Source organism: uncultured Mucilaginibacter sp. (genome assembly GCF_903893715.1).
Taxonomy (GTDB): domain Bacteria; phylum Bacteroidota; class Bacteroidia; order Sphingobacteriales; family Sphingobacteriaceae; genus Mucilaginibacter.
This window is the reverse complement of the sequence record NZ_CAITNG010000059.1, coordinates 1-21,900: the sequence shown is the minus strand read 5'-3', so window position 1 is coordinate 21,900 and position 21,900 is coordinate 1. Positions and strand designations below refer to the sequence as shown.

The following is a 21,900-nucleotide window of genomic DNA, read 5'->3' as shown; positions in this document are numbered from 1 at the left end:
CGAGGCATAACATTGTCGGGTTTTATTTGATAAGAATTTATATCTGTAAACAGGTACCCAATGGTGTTTTGAGATATAACCGCTTTTTTAAGCAATTATCAAAGTGATTTGATCCGTATGGCAAGATTTGCCCCAAAACCTCCGACACGTCTATAAACACATTCAACTTCTCGGCCGTTATATTGTTGGTTGCCAAGAGGGTAATACCTTCAAGCATTTTTTCAATTTCGGGCATGGCATGCAGTACAGAGGGTGCCAGGCAAACCAAATGTTGCCGCCGATCGGCTACCCTTTTTTAGGTGTAAATCAACTTCTTTCTCTCCAGTTCAAAAACGATGTTGCTTACCCGCCATTTATCTACCTGCAACAATTCCGCCAGTTTGTTTTGGCTGATGGGTTGCTATTGGTCGGCCAGTAAAAGTGTAGCTTCAAAATAATGTTCCATATTAAAAGCGGCCAATTCTTTCGACAAAATTTTTAAGTACAACTGGTTAACCCGTTTTAATTTTTGTGAAATTAACTGAAGCTTTCTCATTGCTGCGCCTGCCTTCTATTATATCCGATGGATTTTATCGCCCCGCCTTAAACTCTTCATGGTCGGCTTTGGCCTGGGCAATATCATACTCCAGTTCGGGGTCAATATTCTGCTCTTCTACCCTTCTTTCCTTTTCCAATAACTCTTCATGGTGTTCCTGCAAATAAGCCAGTTGCTTTTTACCGTACGAGAATTTGGTAAACAGCACAAACAGCACCGGCACAATAAAGATGGATATGCTTGAGGAAGCGATCATCCCACCCAAAACCGTAACTCCGATGGTATTCCGCGATTCGGCACCCGCACCGGTAGCCAGCACCAATGGCAGTACACCCAAAATAAATGCCAGCGAGGTCATGATAATGGGCCTCAATCGCAAGCGTACAGCCTCCAATGTCGATTTGATCAGCTCTTCGCCACGGTCGACCCGTATTTTGGCAAACTCTACAATCAGGATGGCATTTTTGGCTGATAAGCCGATAAGCGTAATCAAACCAATCTGTGCATACACGTTATTGGTGATGCCTGGGGCGCACGTCAACGCCACAATAGCACCGAAAGCGCTTATTGGGACAGCTAACATTACCGAAAAAGGCACCGACCAGCTTTCGTACAAAGCCGCCAAAAACAAGAACACGAAGATGATAGAGAACAGGAAGATATAGATGGTGATGGAGCCCGCCTTTATCTCTTCATAGCTCAACCCCGAAAATTCGTAGGTATAACCGCGGGGCAACACTTTTGCCGCCAGCGCTTTTAATCCTTCTATCGATTGCCCGCTGCTATACCCTTGCGGGATAGCGCCGTCTACCTCTGCAGAGCGGAAAATATTAAAGTGGGTAATCAACGGAGCGGCTACTATAGGCTTATAGGTAATCACGGCGCTCAGCGGCAACATTTGGCCTGCCTGGTTACGCACATAATACTTGTTCATGTTCGATATCAAGGCGCGATAAGCGGTATCGGCTTGTACCACCACATGGTAGGTACGGTTATACAGGGTAAAATTGTTGACGAACAAACTCCCCATGTAAGCCTGCATCGTCGAAAACACATTGGAGATATTGACACCAAGTTTTTCGCATTTTTCCCGGTCAACATTCAACTCAAAACTGGGCGTATGTGCCGAAAAATAGCTATATGCCGTTGCTGTGGCCGGTGTTTTTTGCGCTGCAGCCACAAACTTTTTGATCACCTTTTCGAAAGCGTAAATATCATCTGTCGAGCTGCCTTGTTCTATCTGCATGCTAAAACCGGCCGCCTGCCCTATACCCCTGATGGGCGGGGGCTGCGCAACCACTACGTTGGCGTTTTTTATCCCTGCCTTGGCAATCCGTTTTTTTATTACATCCATTATGCCAGGTACCATAGTGGTGGGGGTAGTACGCTCGTCCCATGGGGTCAGCATACAAAACATGGAGCCGTTGTTTGAGTTGGCGCCTCCGTTCAAAATATTAAACCCCGATATCGCCGTATAATGCTTTATCCCGGGAGTTGTTGCCACAATCTTCATCAGCTTGTTCATCACATTTACCGATTGTGTAACGGATGATGCCTCAGGCAATTGGTAAGTCACATACAAACGCCCGCCATCTTCGGGTGGTACGAAACCCGATGGCTTGAGCTCGAACAATAAGTACGCGCCAATACAGATACAAAGCAATAAAATAACAATATACCTCGCGCCTTTAATGCTTTTACGCACACCATTGGTATACCGCATGGTCAACTTTTCAAACAGCCCGTTAAACCAATGGAAAAACTTATCCAGCCAATTGGATTTCTTGGTGTATGGCTTACTTGGTCTCAACAACAAAGTACACAATGCCGGGGTCAGCGACAAGGCGATGAATGCCGATAGCATTACCGAAATAGCGATAGTGATAGCAAATTGCTGGTAAAGCCGCCCCACAATGCCCGGTATAAAGCCTACCGGTACAAATACAGAAGCCAAAATAAGCGCGATAGCGATAACCGGTGCCGAAATTTCTTTCATGGCGTGATAAGTGGCCTCCTTGGGCGACATGCCCTGCTCATCAATATAATGCTGCACAGCTTCCACTACGATAATGGCATCATCAACCACAATACCAATGGCCAACACAAACCCAAACATGGTGAGGGTGTTGATGGTAAACCCTAAGGGGATAAAAAAGCAGAATGTTGCCAGTATGGACACCGGTATAGCCAGTATAGGTATAATAGTTGATCGCCAGTTTTGCAGGAACAACAGTACCACAAAGGCCACCAGGCCAAGGGCTTTTAATAAAGTCCCGATAACCTCCTGCATCGAAACCTTGATAATGGTAACCGATTCGAACGGCACCACATAATCCACATCGGCAGGGAAAGACTTTTTTAGCTTCGCCAGTTCGGCGTACACGTTTTCGGCGGTCTGCAAGGCATTGCTCCCCGGCGACTGGAACACTTGTATGGTAGACGCCCTGTTACCATCAACAAAGGCATTGCTCGAAAATGTAAACTTACCCAACTCAACCCGTGCCACATCTTTCAGGTAAACCAATTGCCCTGTGGCGGGATTGGTTTTGATGATAATGTTCTCGTAATCTTTTGCCTTGTTCAACATGCCGTTTACCAGTATGCCGGTTTCAAATGCCTGTGAGGATTGCTGCGGCGGCGAGCCCACCGAGCCGGCGGCTACGTAAACATTCTGCGCGTTTAGCGCAGCTGTAACATCGGCAGGCGTTAAGCTGTACGATGCCATTTTATCCGGATTCATCCAGATACGCATACTAAAGTTATCGGTACGCGCGCTTACATCGCCCACACCCGGTACACGCAGTATGGCATCTTCAATAAAGGTGTTGGTATAATTGTCCAGAAAAGTTATGCCGTGTGTTTTCTTAGGCGAATAAATCGCTATCAGCATCAACTGGTCGGGGTTACTGGCCCGCACCGTTAAACCCAGTTTACTCACTACCGATGGCAGCGATGGCGCGGCTATACCCACCCTGTTTTGAACGTTAAGCGCGGCAATGTGCACATTGGTGCCCACATTAAAGGTTACCCTTACGCTCATACCACCGCTATTGGTGCTGGTACTGGTCATGTACTCCATTCCGGGGGTACCGTTTATTTGTTCTTCAATGGGTGTAGCGATGGTTTGTTCAACTGTCTGCGCATCAGCACCAGTATACGAGCCGTTAACCGAAACACTGGGGGGCGATATATTGGGATATTGATCGACAGCCAAATTGAACAGGCATATCAATCCTGATATCATCAATACTACTGATATGACAATTGCGGTAACCGGCCTTTTAATAAACGTATTGGCAATCATCTTTAATTGGCTTTATGCAATTCCCGCGCTTTTGAGATTTCGTACTCCAGTTCAGGGTCAATATTTTGTGATTCAACCTTATGGGCTTTTTCCATTAGCTGTTTATGGTGCGCTTTGAGGTACGCTAATTTTTCTTTACCGTACGATACCTGAGTAATCAGAACGTACAGCACAGGCACTATAAATATCGCGATGGATGAAGCAGCCAACATACCGCCTAATACCGTGTAGCCAATAGTTCGGCGAGCAATTGCACCTGCGCCCGTAGCAAACACCAAAGGCAATACGCCCAAAATAAAAGCCAGCGAGGTCATGATGATAGGCCGCAAACGCAGGCTTACCGCATCGAGCGTCGATTGGATCAACTCTTCGCCCCTGTCAACGCGCACTTTGGCATATTCAACTATCAAGATGGCATTTTTTGCCGCCAACCCGATGAGCGTGATCAAACCTATCTGCGCGTATACGTTATTGGTAAGTTGTGGCACAAATATCAAGGCTATGATTGCACCAAACACCCCTATCGGAACCGCCAGCAATACCGAGAACGGCACCGACCAGCTTTCATACAATGCTGCCAGGAACAGGAACACGAATGTTATCGAAAACAGGAAGATATAAATGGTAGTCGACCCTGCCTTTATCTCCTCATAACTTAATCCCGAAAACTCATAAGTATAGCCTTGCGGCAAATCTGTCGCTGCCAGCTGCTGCATCGCAGTTAACGCTTCGCCGCTGCTGTAGCCCGGTTTCGATGCCCCGTCAACTTCCGCGGAGCGGAAGATATTGAAGTGCGATATCAGCGGTGCTGCCTCAACAGGCTTATAGCTGATGAGCGTTCCCAGGGGCACCATGGTACCGGCCTGATTGCGCACGTAGTACTTGTTCATGTCGCCGATAGCTTTGCGATAGCCGGTGTCGGCCTGCACAACTACGTGGAAGGTACGGTTGTAAGTGGTAAAGTCGTTGATATATAAACTGCCCATATAAGCCTGTATGGTGGTAAATACGTCGGCAACGTTAACACCTAATTTCTCGCATTTTTCGCGGTCAACATTTAGGCTATAGTTTGGCGTGTGAGCTGTAAAATAGGTAAAGGCATTGCTGATTACCGGGTTTTTATTGGCATCGGCAACAAACTTGTTCACCACGTTTTCAAAAGCATGTATATCGTCGTTCGTGCTGCGCTGCTCTATCTGCATGCTGAAACCCACCGTAGTTCCTACGCCCGGCAACGGTGATGGTTGTATCACCTGCACATTGGCGTTATTAATGCCCGCGTCCCTTATGCGCTTTTGCATAACGGCAATAATGCCCGGCACCTGCTGGTCTTCGTCGCCACGGTCGTCCCAGGGTTTTAACTGGCAATAAATGGTACCATTGTTCGAGTTACTGGCATTGGTAACCACGTTCAATCCCGATAAGGCAGCATAATGTGCCACACCCGGTGTTGACGCCACCACCTTCATCAGTTTCGACATTACCTGCACCGATGCAGCCGTTGATGATGCCGGCGGCAACTGGAAGGTAACGTACAAATTGCCATCGTCTTCCGAAGGTATAAAGCCAGATGGTTTACGCTGGAACATGAAATAAGCCCCCACGCAAATGCATACCAATAAAATCACGATATATTTTGAACCCTGTATGCTCTTTTTTACGCCGATGGTGTACTTGGCCGTAACACGGTCGAACCAGGCGTTGAATTTGTTGAAATATTTGGTGAGGCCTTTGGCCTTATCGCTGGTATCGGTTGGTTTTAACAGCAAACTACACAATGCCGGGGTTAGCGATAAAGCTATAAATGCCGATATCATCACCGATATGGCAATGGTGATGGCAAACTGTTGGTACAAACGCCCGACAATGCCCGGTATAAAGCCAACCGGCACAAATACTGCCGCCAGTATCAGCGCGATAGCGATTACCGGTGCCGAAATATCTTTCATGGCCTGGTAGGTCGCTTCTTTGGCCGACATCCCATCATGATCGATATAATGCTGCACCGCCTCGACGACGATAATGGCATCGTCAACCACTATACCTATGGCCAGCACAAAGCCAAACATGGTCAAAGTATTGATGGTGAACCCTAATGGGATAAAGAAGCAGAATGTACCGAATATTGATACCGGGATGGCCAGCACCGGGATAAGTGTAGAGCGCCAGTTTTGCAGGAACAGGAATACTACGATAGCAACGAGCCCTAACGTTTTCAACAAGGTCCCTACCACATCCTGCATTGACACCTTTACCACCGTTACGGATTCGAATGGAACGCTGTAGGCCACGTCAGCCGGGAAAGTTTCTTTTAATTTGGCCAGTTCGGCATATACTCCATTGGCTGTTTGCAAGGCATTGCTGCCCGGAGCCTGGTAAATTTGCAGGTACGATGCCCGGTGCCCGTCGACAAATGAGTTACTGGAGAAAGTAAACTTACCCAACTCAACCCTTGCCACATCTTTCAGGTAAACCAGCTCGCCCGAGGCAGGTATATTTTTTACGATGACGTTTTCAAATTCGGATACCTTACTTAAGCGCCCGTTAACCAAAATACCTAATTCGTAGGTCTGCGAGCTCGATTGCGGCGGCACACCGGCGGTACCAGCCGCCACCTGTACGTTTTGCGCATTAAGTGCTGCTATAACATCCGAAGGTGTCAAATTATACGATGCCATCTTATCCGGGTTCATCCAGATGCGCATACTAAAATCGTCAGTAAAGCGGTTGATGCTACCTACACCGGGCACGCGCAGCAAGGCATCCTGTATAAAAATATTAGTGTAATTATCCAGAAAGGTAATGTTATGGCTGTCTTTTGGCGCGTAAATCGCCACCATCATCAGCATACTCGGGTTAAGGGCACGTACCGTTAAACCCAAACGGCTCACAACTGCCGGCAGTAAGGGTGTGGCGATACTCACGCGGTTTTGCACATCCAGCGCTGCAACATCAATATCGGTACCTATCTTAAAAGTAACGTTCATCGACATTTGTCCGTTATTGGTACTGTTGCTCTGCATGTATTCCATACCGGGCGTACCATTAACCTGGCTTTCGATGGGCGTGGCTACCGTTTGTTCAACAGTTTGCGCGTCGGCACCTGTAAACTGGCCGTTAACCTGTACAATAGGCGGCGTAATATCAGGATATTGATCTATCGGCAATACCAGGATAGACACCGTCCCGGTAATAACCAATACAATGGATATAACGATAGCCGTTACAGGTCTTTTGATAAAAGTATTCGCGATCATATCTTATCGTCGTCTAACAGAAGCCGCAGCATCCTTATAAATTAATTATCCTTTGCCGCCCTTACCGCCGCCACCCGGACCAACTTTGTTGGCGGTAGTTATCGGCGAACCATCGTGCAGCGATTGTACGCCATCGGTAATGATCCTGTCGCCTGCTTTTATACCGGTTTTAATGACCACATTGGGGCCAACGGTTTGCCCTGTCATCACTTTTTTCTGTAAGGCTATCAGTTGTTTTTTCTTCTTAGTGGTATCTGCGCCGGGTGTGTGGTCGGCTATCAGGCTGTCCTTAGCAATAAATACAAAATACTCGCCCATTTGCTCAACAACTGCCTTACTTGGCAATACCAGTTGTGGTTTGGTATCTTGGTTATGCACACGCACCACACAGCTCATACCCGCACGCAACGTGTTTTTAGGGTTGGGGAATACCAGCCTTATTTTTATCGACCCCGTTTGCGGGTCAACTGCACGATCGATCACCGATATTTTACCTGTTGCCGGGTAAAGCGAATTATCGGGCAGCTTAATGGTAAATAACGAATCTACAGGTTCTTTACTTCTTTGCAGTTCTTCAAATTTGGGTAGCTGTTTTTCGTTGATGATAAAATCAACCGCCATCGGGTCTTCTGTCGAAATGGTGTTCAACACCGTTCCGGCAGATACCACATTGCCCAATTTCACTTCGCTAAAGCCAATAGTGCCGCCAAAGGGTGCGTATACCACGGCATAACCCAGATTTGTCTTGGCAGTTTTTACCTGTTCTTCCGAGGCCTGCACCTGATTTTTCGCGTTTTGCAGGGCTATCATGGCATGGTCGTACTGTTGCTTGGCAACGGCATTGTATTTATTGAGGTATTCATAACGGTCAGCGTCCTGCTGTGCCTGCACCTGATTACCTTCGGACACCTTGAGGTTTGCCACGGCCTGGTCGTACGCTTGCTGGTAGATGCGTTTATCTATTTCATAGAGTTTTTGCCCTTTGTTTACATGGGTGCCTTCTGTAAAATATATCCCGGTAATAGCACCGTTTACCTGCGGCAACAAACTAACCTGGCTAAGCGCCTGTGTGGTAGAAGGGTATTGGTCAAAGTACAAAACCGTTTGAGGTTTAACCTTCATTAAATTTACGGGTACCTCCGGATTGGCGGGCGCAGGTTTCTTGCCGCAACCTGCCATTGCAAGGCAACCTATAAAAGCTGCATTGAGTATTGATATCTTCATTATGGGGCTCATTATGTTCAAATTAATAGGTAATGTTTCCCATTGATTTTTCCAAGTCTACTTTACTCGAAAGCACCTGGAACAAAGCATTGAGGTAACTTATTTTTGATGTGATTAAATTCGATTCGGCGGTTATCACGTTCAGATACGGAATGATACCTTGTTTATATTGTAGCGTGACAATAAAATATACCCGCGATGCCAGATCAACATTGTTTTTCAAGACTTGTAGATTGTAGCGGTTGGCCTTATAATTGGCTAAGGCTGTGGTATATTGGGTATATATCCGAAGCTTAAGGTCGGTTTGGTCCCAGTCTATCAGCTTTTCTTGTAGCTGAGCTCTATGCAGGTTATTTAACCTCGAAAAACCGGTAAAAATAGGTACACTAATGGACACACCGACAAGCGACGTAGGGTAATTGTTCTGAAAAAGGTCGGCAAAGCGGTTGTTAGCAAACTCCAGGTTATAGTTGAAAAATGCAGAGACAGTTGGCAAATACGACGTTTTGTAATAATCTACCAATTGGTTTTGCAAACCTCTCGCGGTATTTATCTGCTGAAATTCTATCCGTTTTTGATATTGTAACTGCTCGGTGGTGTCAACGTTTATATCGCGCACCATTTGCAGCGTGTCAAAAGCAACATTAAATTGTTTTTCCGTTGGGTAGCCTATCAATTGCTTTAAGGTAGCGTATTGGGGGATAACATTTTCCTTTGCTTGTTTTAATTGCGCTTTCGAGTTATTGAGCGTAATGGTAGCTTCGTCATAATCCGTTTCATCAACAATGCCGCCTTTATACTGATGGTAAGTATCGACCACATTTTTACCCAGCCGGGCGGTATCTTCTTTTAATACATTGATCTGCTCCAACGTGAGTAGCAGGTTATAAAACGATTTAGTTACCGATGCAACCAGGAATATTTTGGTGCTATCGGTTACCTGTTGGGCTTGGGTAACATATAACGGCGCGCTCCTTTTCAGGTATAACAGGTTGGGGTTAAACAGCGATTGCGTGACGGCCAATTGGGGTATAAAGGTATTGGCCACCCCGGTATTTGTTGTATTGGGATTGCTTTGCTGGAAGTTATGCACCAAATTACCACTGGCATTCACCTGCGGCAGCAAGCCCGATAAATTAATGGAGTTGGTGGTTCTGGTGATATCGATATTAATCAGCGACTTGTTTAATGCCGGTTGGTGAAGCATGGCATAATCAATACACTGCCTCAATGTTAAAATCGTGTCGGTGTTTTTGTAGGTCGTATCGCGCACCTCGCCGGCCAGAACCCTTGGGGTACCGTTCCCATTTTGCGCATAAGTTACAACTGAAAAAGAGAGTACCAAGGCGGCAAGAAAAAAAACACCTGTGGCACCTTTGTTGATATAAGCCATATTAAAAACCGGTGATAAAAGTGGACGTCAAATTCTTTTCCATAACATGCTGTAATTTAAAACACTACGCCAATGCTCATCATGAACGTAGGTCAAGTGTTTACGTTTGTAAAATTGATAAAAACAAATCCCTTTTGCCGTAACATTATTGTTAAAACGAACTATTCCTGACGTATTCGTAGTGAAACCCATCACTAAAATAGGCTTTAATTCAAAATAGCACGGTGTTTTCAGATGATTTAAAAATTGAAGCCGCTTTTGCCATTAAAAAACGTTGACCATGAACAAATCAGAACGGGTCTGTTTGAATCCATTTAGTTAACGCGGAATAGCAAATGTGATTTTTGCAGCCCATGTCGCCAGTGTGCTTCTTGCCTATTGGTTTTCGGTTTAATTTTTTACAGGCCTAATTAAAACAATATCGCGTTATCATAGATTACTTTACCGCCATATAACAAACAGCAAACCGATGTCGCGATAATCAATATTGTTTGGAGTACAGGAGCCTGTATCAGCTTTTTGGAAAAAGGCACGCTAAATAATCCTGCTGCAACCAGCATACCTGCCACACAACCCGCGCTGAATATCAACAGATAGATGATACCGTCGAATGGGTTTTTGATTTGGGTCATCACCAATACCACCAGCGCGCCGCTGCCTGCCAAGCCATGCACCAGGCCAACCCCGTAAGCCAGCTTATGGGTATGATTGTGCGAATGGGTATGAAAAGGGCCATGTGAATGGGTATGCGCATGGGTTTGCACCAATACCCTTCGGGGTGCAAAATGCATGTGCAGGTGTTTGTGTTCTTTATCGAGGTGCAGGTGACCATGTTTGTGGATGACCAACTTTTTACCTTTGAAGAATTGGTACAAGCGGTATACAGCCAGTAAGATGAGCATCAACCCTACTGTTGCTTCAAAGTAGTGGAAGCTATGTTCGGAAATACCCACTTTAAAGATGATCATGATGATACCAATCAAAAAAATGGTGGATGAGTGGCCCAGACCCCAGTACATGCCGTCTTTCATGGATGCCCATATCTTATCGCGCTGCGATACGATATTGCTCACGGCCAGTAAATGGTCTGCTTCAAAAGCGTGGGTGAACCCCGCATAAATTGTCAGTAAAATTGGGAAGGTAAATAGCATATTCTTTTATTTGTTTGAGATGAGGGTTGTTGTTTAAAAAGTGGATATTTAACATATACGTGGCAATTGTTCACCGGGCAACATGTTTACCACCCTGCGCCCGCCAATATTACTTTTCATTACCACCTGCCGGGGGTGTTCGGTAGTTACTTCACCTATAATGGCAGCCATCGACCCATGTTCCCAGTCATTCAATTCATACAGTAGTGCATCGGCAACTTTAGCCTCAACTATGGCTACGAACAAGCCTTCGTTCGCTACATACAATGGGTCGAGGCCCAGCATCTCGCAGGCGCCGTAAACTTCTTCTTCAACCGGAATATCCCTTTGTGCGATATCTATTCCCATGCAGCAATCTTTGGCTATCTCGTTCAGTACGGTGGCCAGCCCGCCCCGTGTCGGGTCGCGCAGCAGGTGGATGTGTTCGCCAAAACCGTCGAGCAACTGTAAAACAATTTTATTGAGCGGGCGCGTATCGCTGCTGATAGTGGTTTCAAATTGCAGGCCCTGGCGGTGGCTCATAATGGTAATGCCATGCCGCGCCAACGGACCGCTCAAAATAATCTTATCGCCGGGTTTGATGTTGGCGCTGTCAATATCCGCCTTGGGGTGAACATGGCCAATGCCGGTGGTATTGATGAATATTTTATCGCCTTTGCCCCGTTCCACCACCTTGGTATCCCCGGTAATAATATCGACACCGGCTACATCGCAGGCTGCTTTTATGCTGAGCAGGATGTCGGTAAATTCGGTCATCTTTAAACCCTCTTCCAATACAAAGCCAAGTGTGAGGTATTTTGCCGATGCACCGCACATGGCCAGGTCGTTCACGGTGCCGTTAATGGCCAAATCGCCGATGTTGCCGCCTTCAAAAAATATGGGCGATACCACATAAGTATCGGTGCTCATGGCTACCCTGCCGTTGATGTTGAAGATGGCACCATCGTGTTTCTTATCCAATAAAGGGTTGCCCAGTATTTTAAATACGCCGGCATCCAGCAACTGCCCGGTCAATGTGCCGCCGCTGCCATGGCCAAGGTTAATGGTATCAAAATCAAATTGTGGGACGGGGCATGCAGTGATCATGGTGTATGTTGAATAGTTGATTGTTGTTTGACTTAAACCACCTGTTCGAAACCGGCGGCCATGTTGAAATGATAATAGGCGGCACAAGCACCCTCGCTGCTTACCATTGGGGCGCCCAATGGGGCTACGGGTGTGCACCTTGTACCAAAGTTGGGGCATTGGCCGGGCTTTATTTTCCCCTTCATTACATCGCCCGAAAGGCAGCTTAAATCCTCGTGCGATTCGGCGATATCGATTTTGAATTTCCTGACAGCATCATAGTCGCTGTATTTTTCTTTTACACCGTAACCGCTCAGGGCTATCTCGCCGATGCCCCGCCATTCGCGGTTGGTTATTTCAAATATCTCGCCTATGGCGTCCGTCGCGTTGGTATTGCCTGTGGCATCCACAATACGGGTGTACTGGTTTTCGAGTTTGTATTCGCCTTTTTCCAATTGTTTTACGGCCATCAAAATGCCTTCCAGCAGGTCAACCGGTTCGAAACCTGTTACCACAATAGGTATCTTATATTTTTCGACAATGGGATAATACTCGCCCATGCCCATAATGGCGCAAACATGGCCTGCGCCCAAAAAGGCATCTACGCGGCATTCGGTATCGCTCATAATGGCCTCCATAGCAGGCGGCACCAATACATGCGAGGTAAGGACGGAATAGTTTTTTACACCCTGCCTGTGCGCGTGGATAACCGACAGTGCGTTGGCCGGGGCCGTAGTTTCAAATCCTACCGCGAAAAACACCACCTGTCGGTCGGGGTTTTGTTTCGCTATTTCAACCGCTTCGAGTGGTGAGTACAGGATGCGCACGTCGGCACCTTTTGATTTTGCTTCGAGCAGGCTCATGCCGCTTCCGGGCACGCGGATCATGTCGCCATACGAGCAAAGGATTACGCCGTGGTCAGTAGCCAAATGCACTGCTTTATCGATAAGGTTTACCGGGGTTACGCACACCGGGCAGCCCGGGCCATGCACCATTTGGATGTTGGACGGCAACATGTTCAATATACCGTTTTTCACCAGCGAGTGGGTTTGGCCGCCGCACACTTCCATAATGTTCCAGTTACCTTTTAATGTCTGTTTGATTTCTTTTAAAAGCGCGTCCACTATTTCCGGTGAACGGAACTCTGATACATACTTCATATCGTTTGGTCGTGTAAGGTGGTGAACGTAGCTACTTTGCTCAATACTTCGCCTGCAAATTGCTTGTTGGTGATGGTATCGGGCCGTATACCTATCTTGTGTTCGTAATAAACCATTTGCCCGAAAGAAATATTCTCGTCATTCGGCGAGAGGTCGATATGAAAATGCAGGCTGTATTTGCTTTCGTATTCTTTCTTTATCCAGTCTACCAGCAAGGCGTTCTGAAAAACGCCGCCGCTAAAACATATTTTTTCGATACCATGACCGGCCGCCACGCTATCGATCACGCCTACCAGTGAGTAATGGAACTTTGCCGCGATATAGTCTTTTTGTCGCCCGTTTTTCAGGTCGATGAGGATGCCCTGTATCAGCTCGGCGGTAGGAACGCGGTAAATATCAACTGCATCTTCAAAATAGCTCGTGTCCATCACAAAGCCGTGTTCGGCAACATAACTTTCGGCCAGACTTTGCAGGTACATCGCGGCTTCGCCTTCGTAGGTTTGTTTATCGCATAAATCGAGCAAACTGGCAACGGCATCAAATATCCGGCCTACCGAGGAAGTAACTATGCCTGTATTTTGAATGAGGATATGATAAACATTCCATTCGGCTTCGGTAAATTTTTCTTTCAGTTCATCAGCAAGGGGGCTAACGTTGTAACAAGCACACAAGGCGGCTATGCGGGGCTCCAAAGCTGTTTTATCGCCCGCTATCAGGGGGATGTAATCAAAATGACCGGAGCGCTGCATGTGGTTACCAGCATAGGTAAAGAACTCGCCGCCCCAAATATCACTGTCGTCGCCCAGGCCTGTGCCGTCCCAAATAACACCTAAAACGGGCTGGTCTGCTTGCAATAGTTTGTGCTCGGCCAATATGGCGGCAAAGTGTGCCCGGTGGTGCTGCACCAATACCAGGTTGGCCCCCAATTTTTGAGCAAGCTCATCGGCGTACTGCCGCGAAAAATAGTTGGTGTGCATATCAGCAATCAAAACGTCGGGCTTGGCAGCGTACATCTGCAACCAATGTTCCAGGGTTTGCCGGTACATCAGCTGCGATTCGTAGCTTTCGCCGCTGCCCAAAAACTGACTCACAAATACATTACCGTTTACAGCCAATGTAAAGCTGCTTTTGAGGAAAGCACCGGTCGACAATAAACATTGCCCGCTTACAGGCTTATAATTGATGAACGAAGGCGCGTAACCGCGCGAGCGGCGTAAAATAATTTGCTGATGGTTATGTTTTGAAATTTGAACCACGCTATCATCCTGCGGAAGCGTTATTTCGCGGTTATAACTCACTACGTGCGAAGCGATATCGAACAGGTGTTCGATGGCCTCCCCGTCGCGGTAAATAATAGGTGAACCCGAAATATTCGCGCTGGTGGCGATGAGCGGCTTTCTAAAATCCTGCGCAATCAGTTCCAGTAATGGGCTGTAGGGCAGCATCACACCCACCCGTGTTAAGCCCGGGGCAATATCATCAATGGCCAGGTTTTGTTCGGCTTGCTTTTTGGGGTATAAGAGTACAATAGGTGCTTCGGGGCTTTGCAGCAACTCCCTTTCGCGGGCTTTAAGTTCAAAACAATGCTCAACTGCCGCAATATTAGGGTACAAAACCGCCAGGGGCTTGGTTGGCCTAAGCTTGCGGTGGCGCATCGTTTGCACGGCCGGCTGATGATTGGCATCGCACAACAACAAATAGCCGCCAATGCCTTTTATCGCCAGTATTGTGCCCTGCAACAAAAAGTTTTTGATATGGAAAAGCACCTTCTCTGTATCTTCGGATAGTATAGCCGTTGCACTATAATGTAGTTTCAGTTTTATGCCGCAATCATCGCAGGAGTTGGTTTGCGAAAAAAACCGCCGGTCCAATACATCATGATATTCCTCATCGCAGCTTTTGCACATGGTAAATGGTGCCATGGTAGTTCCGTGCCTTTCGTAAGGCAGGGTTTTGATAATGGAATAGCGCGGGCCACATTGCGTACAGGTGATAAAGGGATAGCGGTACCGCCTGTTTTCTTCATCGTTCAGCTCGGCCCGGCAATTTTCGCAAAGCGCGATATCGGGCGATAGCAATACCTTCTTTTCAGTATCACCTTCATCCAGCACGATAGAAAAACCCTTAAAGTTACGCGGTTTAGCTTTTTTTAATCCGGCGGCAATAATATTCGCTGTAGCGGGGAAAGCCGATTTTAATCTTTCGAAAAAATCGTTAGCCTTTTCGTCATCAGCATTAAAAAAAATATTGACCCCATCGTTTCCGTTACTTACGTTGCCGCATATACCCATTTCGGTCGCCAGCGAATAGACCATCGGTCTAAAGCCTACGCCTTGTACAATTCCGTTAAAATGGATATGGTGCGTTTTCATATATATGGCTAAATCACGTTATCAAATGCGGTTCAATTTCGGGTAAACCGATTTTAACCAGCAGGCTTTTTATCTCGTCAATTAAATGGGGCACGATGCTCTCAATTTCAGGCGTAAGCTCAATACCCTGTTGCTGAACGGAAGCGATGCTTACCACAAAAAGGTCTATCTCGGGCATTTTCCCCAATACCTGCAGCGCGCTCACCAAATCCTTCAGGCCAATATCATGTGTGCTCATGGCCGGTGGAAAATCCTGCGCAAAGCGCGGTTTTATCAATCGTATGGTACCGGTTTCGTTACCATCCAATGTGGCGTCAACCAGTATCACATGGTCGTACATCTCAAAATACTCCAGCAGGTAAAAACCGCCTGTGCCACCGTCTAAAACATCCACACCTTCGGGCAATTGTTCTTGTTCAAGCAGGTTGGCAATGTGCACACCAATGCCCTCATCACCCATTAAGTAGTTGCCTATCCCCATAATCAGGGTCCGCTTATTTTTTGTCATTTGTTTTTTCGGGATTAGGGGTTTGGTGCAGGTTCTTTTTAAATACGTCTTCTTCAATAAACTTCCATCCGCCGCCCATGCTGCTTATTTCGCCGCGGCCTTCAACATAGTCATGATAAAACACCAGGTAAACGTGTATCACCGCGAACAGGATAAAGAACCACATTGACCAATGGTGTACCTGCCGGGTAATGATATCGCCACCCATAATGGCCGGTACCCAGGCAAACAACCGGGGAAGCCACCATGTAGACATGCCCGCATACAAACCGAAACCTGTAAGGCATTGCACCAAAAAAGCGAGGAAGGTTAAAAAGTAAATAAAACCCGCCATGGCATTGTGGCCTATACTTAAATGATCCTGCTGCTGGCCGTTCTTTTTTAGCATCAGGATATCAATTTTGAATACTTTCCACATTTCCTGAAAAAACCTTTTGGATGTAGGGATAAACTGTTTCCAGTTGGCGTATTTGTTACCTACAAAACCCCAATACAGCCGGAACAGGAAATTGAAAAAGAACAGGTACGCCGCAGCGAAGTGGATATATCTTACCCAACCCATAATGTATTGGTGCGAAGCATCTTTGTTGCTCATGAGCGCCAGCGGGTTCGAGATATAAAAGCCTGTAATAATTAAAGCGATAATAACCGCAGCATTCAACCAGTGGTAAAACCTTACCGGCAATTCCCACACATATACCCGCCTTAAACGGGGGATATGTAAATATTTATTTGCCATTGTTTTAATTTTATATGTTAATCGCCCAATACGCTTACCCTACTGATGGTGTTTCCATGTTCGTCGTACAAATGCACACTGCAGGCCATACAAGGGTCAAAGCTGTGTACGGTCCTCAAAATCTCAAGCGGCTGTGTCTCGTCGGCAACGGGTGTGCCCACCAAAGCAGCTTCGTAGGCCGACATTTGCCCGTTGTGGTCGCGCGGCGATGCATTCCAGGTTGTGGGTACTACCAGCTGATAATTGGCTATTTTTTGGTCCTGGATGTTGATCCAGTGGGCCAATGCGCCGCGTGGTGCTTCGGTATGCCCAACGCCAAACGCCGATGAAGGCCATGTGGCCGGGTCGAACTTGCTCATATCGGCCATGCGGGTATCGCCGGCTTTGATGTTGGCTATCAGTTTATCGTAAAACTCAAGGCCCCATTGCGCGGTCAACAAGCTTTCCAAACCACGGGCTGCCGTACGGCCCAGTGTGGAGAACAGGGCTGCAACCGGTATGTCCAGGTCTTTTAGGGCTTTGTCAACCACTTCTTTAAAATCTTCCCTACCGCGGGCGTAGCCTACCAATACACGGGCCAGCGGACCAACTTCCATGGCGTGGCCTTTCCAGCGTGGTGTTTTCAGGTAGCTGTATTTACCATCGGTATTTAAATGCTCGAACGGTGGTTTTGGACCGGTATAGTTTATTTTGCTTTCGCCTTTCCAAGGGTGCAGGCCTTTGTCGTCGCCGCCGGCATATTCATACCACGAGTGGGTGATGTACTCCTGCACTTCGTCGTCTTTCTTCAGGTCAACATCGTATATTTTGCTGATGTCCTTGTTCAAGATAGCGCCTCCCGGAAACTTATAGCTCGATGGGTCGCGATAACCATTTGTTGGCAAATCGCCGTAAACAATGTAATTACCCAATCCGCCGCCAATTGCGCCCCAATCTTTATAAAACGAAGCGATAGCCATCAAATCGGGTATGTACACCTGTTCAACAAACTCTTTACCGTCTTTTAACAACTGGCCTACGTAGGCTAAACGTTCGGCATTAATCATGCTCACATCGTCCAGACTAATAGCGCAGGCCATACCGCCCACCAGATAATTTGGGTGGGGGTTTTTACCACCAAAAATGGCATGCACCTTCACAATTTCCTTTTGCCATTCCAGCGCTTCGAGGTAGTGGGCCAGGCCGATGAGGTTTACTTCGGCAGGAAGTTTATAGGCGGGGTGGCCCCAGTAACCGTTAGAGAAGATACCCAACTGACCACTATCGACAAACTTTTTTATGCGGGTTTGTATATCGCTAAAATAGCCGGGCGAGCTTTTTGGCCATTTGGAAATGCTTTGGGCCAGTTCGGATGTTTTTTTAGGGTCGGCCTTTAGGGCATTCACTACATCCACCCAATCCATGGCGTGCAGGTGGTAAAAGTGCACTACGTGGTCGTGAATGTATTGGGTACAAAACATAATGTTACGTACCATTTCGGCATTAGGCGGGATGGTGATATCCAGCGCGTCTTCCACACAGCGCACCGAAGTGAGCGAGTGGATGGAGGTACACACCCCGCAAACCCGGCCTACAAATGCCCATGCATCTTTAGGGTCGCGGCCGCGCAATATTTCTTCCAGCAGGCGCACCATGGTGCCGCTGCTGTAGGCATCCTTAATTTTGCCATTCTCGATATCTGCTTCTATACGTAAATGACCTTCAATCCTGGTGATGGGGTCAACAACAATTCGTTTACTCATGATAATATGAATTATACTGTGATAGGTATGTTATTCTAATTCCTTTTCGCTCTCTTTGCCTTCAGCTTCGTGCTCGTGTATCAGTTTCGATTTACCGATATTGGTTGCCACCGCATGTACCGCTACCGCGGCAAGGGTGCCGCCCAGTGCAATTTTGCCCAAATCATCGGCGCTCGATTCGATGCCAAATCCGCTGAAGACAGAGGCCCTGTCGTACAACCTGCCATTGTCCCAAAAATTCTCTTCGCTACAGCCAATGCAGGGGTGTCCTGCTTGTATGGGGAAACTGGTACCGCCATTCCATTTGGTAACGGCGCAAGCGTTGTAGGTTGTTGGGCCTTTGCAGCCAACTTTGTATAAGCAGTAACCTTTTTTTGCATTTTCATCATCAAAGGTTTCCACAAACAAGCCGGCATCGTAAAACGGACGACGGTAGCAGGTATCGTGAACGCGTTTGTTGTAAAATGCTTTCGGACGGCCCAGCCTGTCTAATTCGGGTATACGGCCAAAAGTTAAATAGTGTACAATTACCCCGGCCATTACTTCGCCAATCGGAGGGCAGCCCGGTACTTTTATAATTGGTTTGTTTTTGATGATTTTATGGATAGGCGTTGCCTGGGTAGGGTTCGGCTTGGCCGATTGCACGCAACCGTTGCTTGCGCAGCTACCCCATGCAATAATAGCCGCGGCACCTTCCGCAACTTCTTCGAGTATTTGCAGCGATGTTTTGCCGCCAATCATACAATAAACGCCATCGGCACCCAGTGGTACACTGCCTTCAACACATAGCAGGTATTTGCCTTTGTATTTGGCCATGGTGTTGCGCAGGGCGGCTTCGGCTTGTGTGCCCGATGCGGCCATCAGCGTTTCGGTATAGTCGAGTGAAATTTTATCCAATAGTATATCCGCCACTATAGGGTGCGATGAGCGGATAAAGCTTTCGCTGCAGCAGGTACATTCCTGGAAATGTAGCCAGATAACCGGCATGCGTGGCATTGTCTCGAGGGCTTTAGCAACCTGCCCTATGGCCGATTGCTCTAAGCCTATAAAGGCAGTCATGATGCTTACAAATTTTACGAAATCACGGCGGGAGTAACCCTTGTTCACAACCTCTTCATAATAAGTAGGTTGTTCCGTTAAGGCATTGTCTTTGTTCATGATGGCAATTTTTAGGTTTGGAATTAGTGAATCAAAATTATCCCCCTAAAAGATGATTAAGACCCCTTACCATCATCTAAAATCGTGACAGTTGTCACTTCGGTCTTTTTTGTAGGTGCGGAATTATAACGAATGTGATTTTATAATGTGACCAATATCACATCGCCATCGCGGCGTTAGGGATAAATTTGGAGTACCAAAACCTGCATCCCATGCATGAACTTTCGATAGTAATGAGCATAATTAATATTGCCGAGCAGCAGGCAAGGGCTGCCCATGCTACAGTTATCGACGAAATAGAACTCGACATTGGTACCATGAGCGGGATAGAAATGGATGCCCTGGATTTTGCCTGGACCGGCGCCGTTAAACAAACTATGCTGGAAGGGGCCGAAAAAAAAGTAAACCGTATTGCGGCCAAAGCCCATTGCATTGACTGCGACGCCGAATTTGCCATAGAGAAATATTACGATGCCTGCCCCGTTTGCGGCGAGCATTTGTTATACATTTTACAAGGTAAAGAATTGAAAGTGAAATCGTTGGTGGTTTCGTGAAATAGACAAACAACATTAAAAACAATTATTATGTGCGCAACATGTGGCTGCGATTCGGGCAGCAAAACCACTTATAAATTACGGGACAAGGATGACGAACATACACACAGTCATCCGCATGTACATAACCACGGGTATACACATGACCATCCGCATGACCATGACCACCCGCATCCGCACCCAAAAACCGTGGTGGATGTTGAGCAGGACGTGCTGCACCAAAACAACTTACTGGCCCAAAGGAACCGGGGTTATTTTGATGCCAAAAACATATTGGCTTTAAACCTTGTTAGTTCGCCGGGATCAGGGAAAACCACATTATTGGAACGAACCCTGAAGGATTTGAAAGGCCAGCTGGAGTTTGCCGTAATTGAAGGCGATCAGCAAACCAGCAACGATGCTGACCGCATTTACGCCACAGGCACCAGCGTTACCCAAATCAATACAGGCAAAGGCTGCCACCTGGATTCGCATATGATATTGCACGCCATGCAAGGGTTGAAGCCTAAAGAAAACTCGGTTTTGTTTATCGAAAATGTGGGCAACTTGGTTTGCCCCGCCATGTTCGATTTGGGCGAAAAAGAGCGCGTGGTCATCATCAGTGTTACCGAGGGCGATGACAAGCCCCTAAAATACCCGGATATGTTCCATTCTTCGACTTTGTGCGTCATCAACAAAATCGACCTGTTGCCTTATGTACCCTTTGATATTGAAAAGGTAAAAGCCAATGCCAAAAAGGTGAACCATCAGCTCGAAATCATCGAAGTAAGTTGTACCAGCGGCCAAGGCCTGCAAGAATGGTATGGTTGGCTTAAATCAAAAATATTACAGCCTGAAACGGTTTAAAAAAAACGTAGCATGTGCCTCGCAATCCCCGGTAAAATCATCGAAATCACCGCCCAGTTGGACGATGTTTTCAGAACGGCCAAAGTTTCGTTTGGCGGCATACAAAAGGAAATAAACCTGTGTATGGTGCCCGACGCGCAAATAGGCGATTACGTATTGGTACACGTGGGCGTGGCTATAGGCAAAGTAGATGAAGAAGAAGCCATCAAGGTATTCAACTATTTGAAGGATATGGGCGAGGTGGAGGAGCTGGGTATTGGAACGCCCCTTAACTTATGATTTTGTCGTTCGGACCCTTAAAACAGTTGCGACCATTTTATCCCCCAATACACAATAAGCCAACAATTACTCATAATTGTTGGCCTACTAGTGGTCCCGACGAGAATCGAACTCATATCTAAAGTTTAGGAAACTTCTATTCTATCCGTTGAACTACGGGACCATATCAATATACGAATTATTGAATGTGCAAATGTGCGAATTATTGGCGAATGTGTAAAATTAAGATACAAGTCATTTGCACATACGCACATCTACCCATTTGCACATTGAAAAATTATCTCACAACCGAACCATTGGGCATCCAATTTACCGGTGCTGCAAACGTCAGTTTGCCTTCGGCGTCCTCGGCCATTAATATCATTCCTTGCGACAGGATGCCTTTTATTTCCCTTGGCTCCAGGTTTACCAATATACTTACCTGCTGGCCTATGATGCCCTCGGGTTCGAAATGTTCGGCAATGCCCGATACCACAGTGCGCTGGTCGATACCTGTATCAATCGTGAGTTTCATCAGCTTTTTGGTTTTAGCCACCTTTTCGGCTGTCAGTATGGTGCCTACACGCACATCCATCGCTGCAAACTGGTCGAAACTGATGTTTTCCTTTGCGGG

The 21,900-nt window shown here is 46.8% G+C and carries 16 protein-coding genes, 1 tRNA gene and 1 pseudogene; 4 read left to right on the top strand and 14 right to left on the bottom strand.

Annotated elements, in window-relative coordinates; genetic code table 11:
- Positions 1-127: 127 nt before the first annotated feature.
- The gene (locus QZX97_RS07560; RefSeq protein ID WP_295651031.1) at positions 128-418 is read left to right on the top strand and encodes a hypothetical protein; all 291 of its coding nucleotides are present in this window, start codon (positions 128-130) and stop codon (positions 416-418) included.
- A 151-nt stretch (positions 419-569) separates the two neighbouring features.
- On the opposite strand, the gene QZX97_RS07555 is transcribed toward QZX97_RS07560, so the two are convergent.
- From QZX97_RS07555 to QZX97_RS07500, 12 genes are all read right to left on the bottom strand, one after another.
- The gene (locus tag QZX97_RS07555) at positions 570-3,839 is read right to left on the bottom strand and encodes an efflux RND transporter permease subunit (protein WP_295651034.1); all 3,270 of its coding nucleotides are present in this window, start codon (positions 3,837-3,839) and stop codon (positions 570-572) included.
- Positions 3,840-3,841: 2 nt separating this feature from the next.
- Positions 3,842-7,096 carry an efflux RND transporter permease subunit gene (locus tag QZX97_RS07550; protein WP_295651037.1) on the bottom strand — a complete coding sequence of 1,085 codons (3,255 nt, stop codon included), beginning with the start codon at positions 7,094-7,096 and terminating at the stop codon, positions 3,842-3,844.
- 45 nt (positions 7,097-7,141) lie between these two features.
- Positions 7,142-8,320 (bottom strand): efflux RND transporter periplasmic adaptor subunit, encoded by a 1,179-nt coding sequence (locus QZX97_RS07545; protein WP_295651040.1) that lies wholly within the window; start codon positions 8,318-8,320, stop codon positions 7,142-7,144.
- A gap of 22 nt (positions 8,321-8,342) precedes the next feature.
- On the bottom strand, positions 8,343-9,713 hold the full coding sequence (locus QZX97_RS07540) for a TolC family protein (protein WP_295651042.1): 1,371 nt from the start codon (positions 9,711-9,713) through the stop codon (positions 8,343-8,345).
- 410 nt (positions 9,714-10,123) lie between these two features.
- Entirely contained in the window at positions 10,124-10,864 is a 741-nt protein-coding gene (locus QZX97_RS07535) for an urease accessory protein (RefSeq protein WP_295651044.1), read from the bottom strand.
- Between the two features lie 48 nt (positions 10,865-10,912).
- Positions 10,913-11,950, bottom strand: coding sequence for a hydrogenase expression/formation protein HypE (gene hypE, locus QZX97_RS07530; RefSeq protein ID WP_295651046.1), 1,038 nt, complete (start codon positions 11,948-11,950; stop codon positions 10,913-10,915).
- A 32-nt stretch (positions 11,951-11,982) separates the two neighbouring features.
- On the bottom strand, positions 11,983-13,089 hold the full coding sequence (gene hypD, locus QZX97_RS07525) for a hydrogenase formation protein HypD (protein WP_295651049.1): 1,107 nt from the start codon (positions 13,087-13,089) through the stop codon (positions 11,983-11,985).
- On the bottom strand, positions 13,086-15,461 hold the full coding sequence (gene hypF, locus QZX97_RS07520; RefSeq protein WP_295651052.1) for a carbamoyltransferase HypF: 2,376 nt from the start codon (positions 15,459-15,461) through the stop codon (positions 13,086-13,088). Before hypF ends, hypD begins: the two co-directional genes overlap by 4 nt.
- Before the next feature lie 13 nt (positions 15,462-15,474).
- Complete coding sequence (locus QZX97_RS07515; RefSeq protein ID WP_295651054.1) at positions 15,475-15,969, bottom strand: hydrogenase maturation protease; 495 nt, start codon at positions 15,967-15,969, stop codon at positions 15,475-15,477.
- Complete coding sequence (cybH, locus tag QZX97_RS07510; protein ID WP_295651056.1) at positions 15,956-16,708, bottom strand: Ni/Fe-hydrogenase, b-type cytochrome subunit; 753 nt, start codon at positions 16,706-16,708, stop codon at positions 15,956-15,958. The genes QZX97_RS07515 and cybH overlap by 14 nt, the downstream gene beginning before the upstream one ends.
- 17 nt (positions 16,709-16,725) lie before the next feature.
- The gene (locus QZX97_RS07505) at positions 16,726-18,450 is read right to left on the bottom strand and encodes a nickel-dependent hydrogenase large subunit (RefSeq protein ID WP_295651059.1); all 1,725 of its coding nucleotides are present in this window, start codon (positions 18,448-18,450) and stop codon (positions 16,726-16,728) included.
- Positions 18,451-18,480: 30 nt separating this feature from the next.
- On the bottom strand, positions 18,481-19,608 hold the full coding sequence (locus QZX97_RS07500) for a hydrogenase small subunit (protein WP_295651061.1): 1,128 nt from the start codon (positions 19,606-19,608) through the stop codon (positions 18,481-18,483).
- 212 nt (positions 19,609-19,820) lie between these two features.
- Between QZX97_RS07500 and hypA the strand changes: the two genes are divergently transcribed.
- The 3 genes from hypA to QZX97_RS07485 are packed head-to-tail and all read left to right on the top strand — an operon-like array spanning position 19,821 to position 21,287.
- Complete coding sequence (gene hypA, locus QZX97_RS07495; RefSeq protein ID WP_295651063.1) at positions 19,821-20,162, top strand: hydrogenase maturation nickel metallochaperone HypA; 342 nt, start codon at positions 19,821-19,823, stop codon at positions 20,160-20,162.
- Between the two features lie 30 nt (positions 20,163-20,192).
- Positions 20,193-21,008, top strand: a complete 816-nt coding sequence (gene hypB, locus QZX97_RS07490; RefSeq protein WP_295651064.1) for a hydrogenase nickel incorporation protein HypB — start codon at positions 20,193-20,195, stop codon at positions 21,006-21,008.
- Positions 21,009-21,020: 12 nt separating this feature from the next.
- Complete coding sequence (locus QZX97_RS07485) at positions 21,021-21,287, top strand: HypC/HybG/HupF family hydrogenase formation chaperone (protein WP_295651066.1); 267 nt, start codon at positions 21,021-21,023, stop codon at positions 21,285-21,287.
- A gap of 91 nt (positions 21,288-21,378) precedes the next feature.
- On the opposite strand, the gene QZX97_RS07480 is transcribed toward QZX97_RS07485, so the two are convergent.
- Both QZX97_RS07480 and QZX97_RS07475 read right to left on the bottom strand, forming a co-directional pair.
- Positions 21,379-21,450: transfer RNA gene (locus tag QZX97_RS07480), tRNA-Arg, on the bottom strand.
- 114 nt (positions 21,451-21,564) lie between these two features.
- Positions 21,565-21,900: pseudogene (locus tag QZX97_RS07475) on the bottom strand (methionine--tRNA ligase); the annotation flags it as partial.

Bases quoted from the DNA above. Each gene is read 5' to 3' on its own strand.
- QZX97_RS07545 (WP_295651040.1), bottom strand. From the start codon at position 8,320: ATGAAGATATCAATACTCAATGCAGCTTTTATAGGTTGCCTTGCAATG.
- hypF (WP_295651052.1), bottom strand. From the start codon at position 15,461: ATGAAAACGCACCATATCCATTTTAACGGAATTGTACAAGGCGTAGGC.
- QZX97_RS07515 (WP_295651054.1), bottom strand. From the start codon at position 15,969: ATGACAAAAAATAAGCGGACCCTGATTATGGGGATAGGCAACTACTTA.
- QZX97_RS07505 (WP_295651059.1), bottom strand. From the start codon at position 18,450: ATGAGTAAACGAATTGTTGTTGACCCCATCACCAGGATTGAAGGTCAT.
- QZX97_RS07485 (WP_295651066.1), top strand. From the start codon at position 21,021: ATGTGCCTCGCAATCCCCGGTAAAATCATCGAAATCACCGCCCAGTTG.
- QZX97_RS07540 (WP_295651042.1), bottom strand. From the start codon at position 9,713: ATGGCTTATATCAACAAAGGTGCCACAGGTGTTTTTTTTCTTGCCGCC.
- hypB (WP_295651064.1), top strand. From the start codon at position 20,193: ATGTGCGCAACATGTGGCTGCGATTCGGGCAGCAAAACCACTTATAAA.
- hypD (WP_295651049.1), bottom strand. From the start codon at position 13,089: ATGAAGTATGTATCAGAGTTCCGTTCACCGGAAATAGTGGACGCGCTT.
- QZX97_RS07535 (WP_295651044.1), bottom strand. From the start codon at position 10,864: ATGCTATTTACCTTCCCAATTTTACTGACAATTTATGCGGGGTTCACC.
- QZX97_RS07555 (WP_295651034.1), bottom strand. From the start codon at position 3,839: ATGATTGCCAATACGTTTATTAAAAGGCCGGTTACCGCAATTGTCATA.
- QZX97_RS07550 (WP_295651037.1), bottom strand. From the start codon at position 7,096: ATGATCGCGAATACTTTTATCAAAAGACCTGTAACGGCTATCGTTATA.
- cybH (WP_295651056.1), bottom strand. From the start codon at position 16,708: ATGGCAAATAAATATTTACATATCCCCCGTTTAAGGCGGGTATATGTG.
- QZX97_RS07500 (WP_295651061.1), bottom strand. From the start codon at position 19,608: ATGAACAAAGACAATGCCTTAACGGAACAACCTACTTATTATGAAGAG.
- hypA (WP_295651063.1), top strand. From the start codon at position 19,821: ATGCATGAACTTTCGATAGTAATGAGCATAATTAATATTGCCGAGCAG.
- hypE (WP_295651046.1), bottom strand. From the start codon at position 11,950: ATGATCACTGCATGCCCCGTCCCACAATTTGATTTTGATACCATTAAC.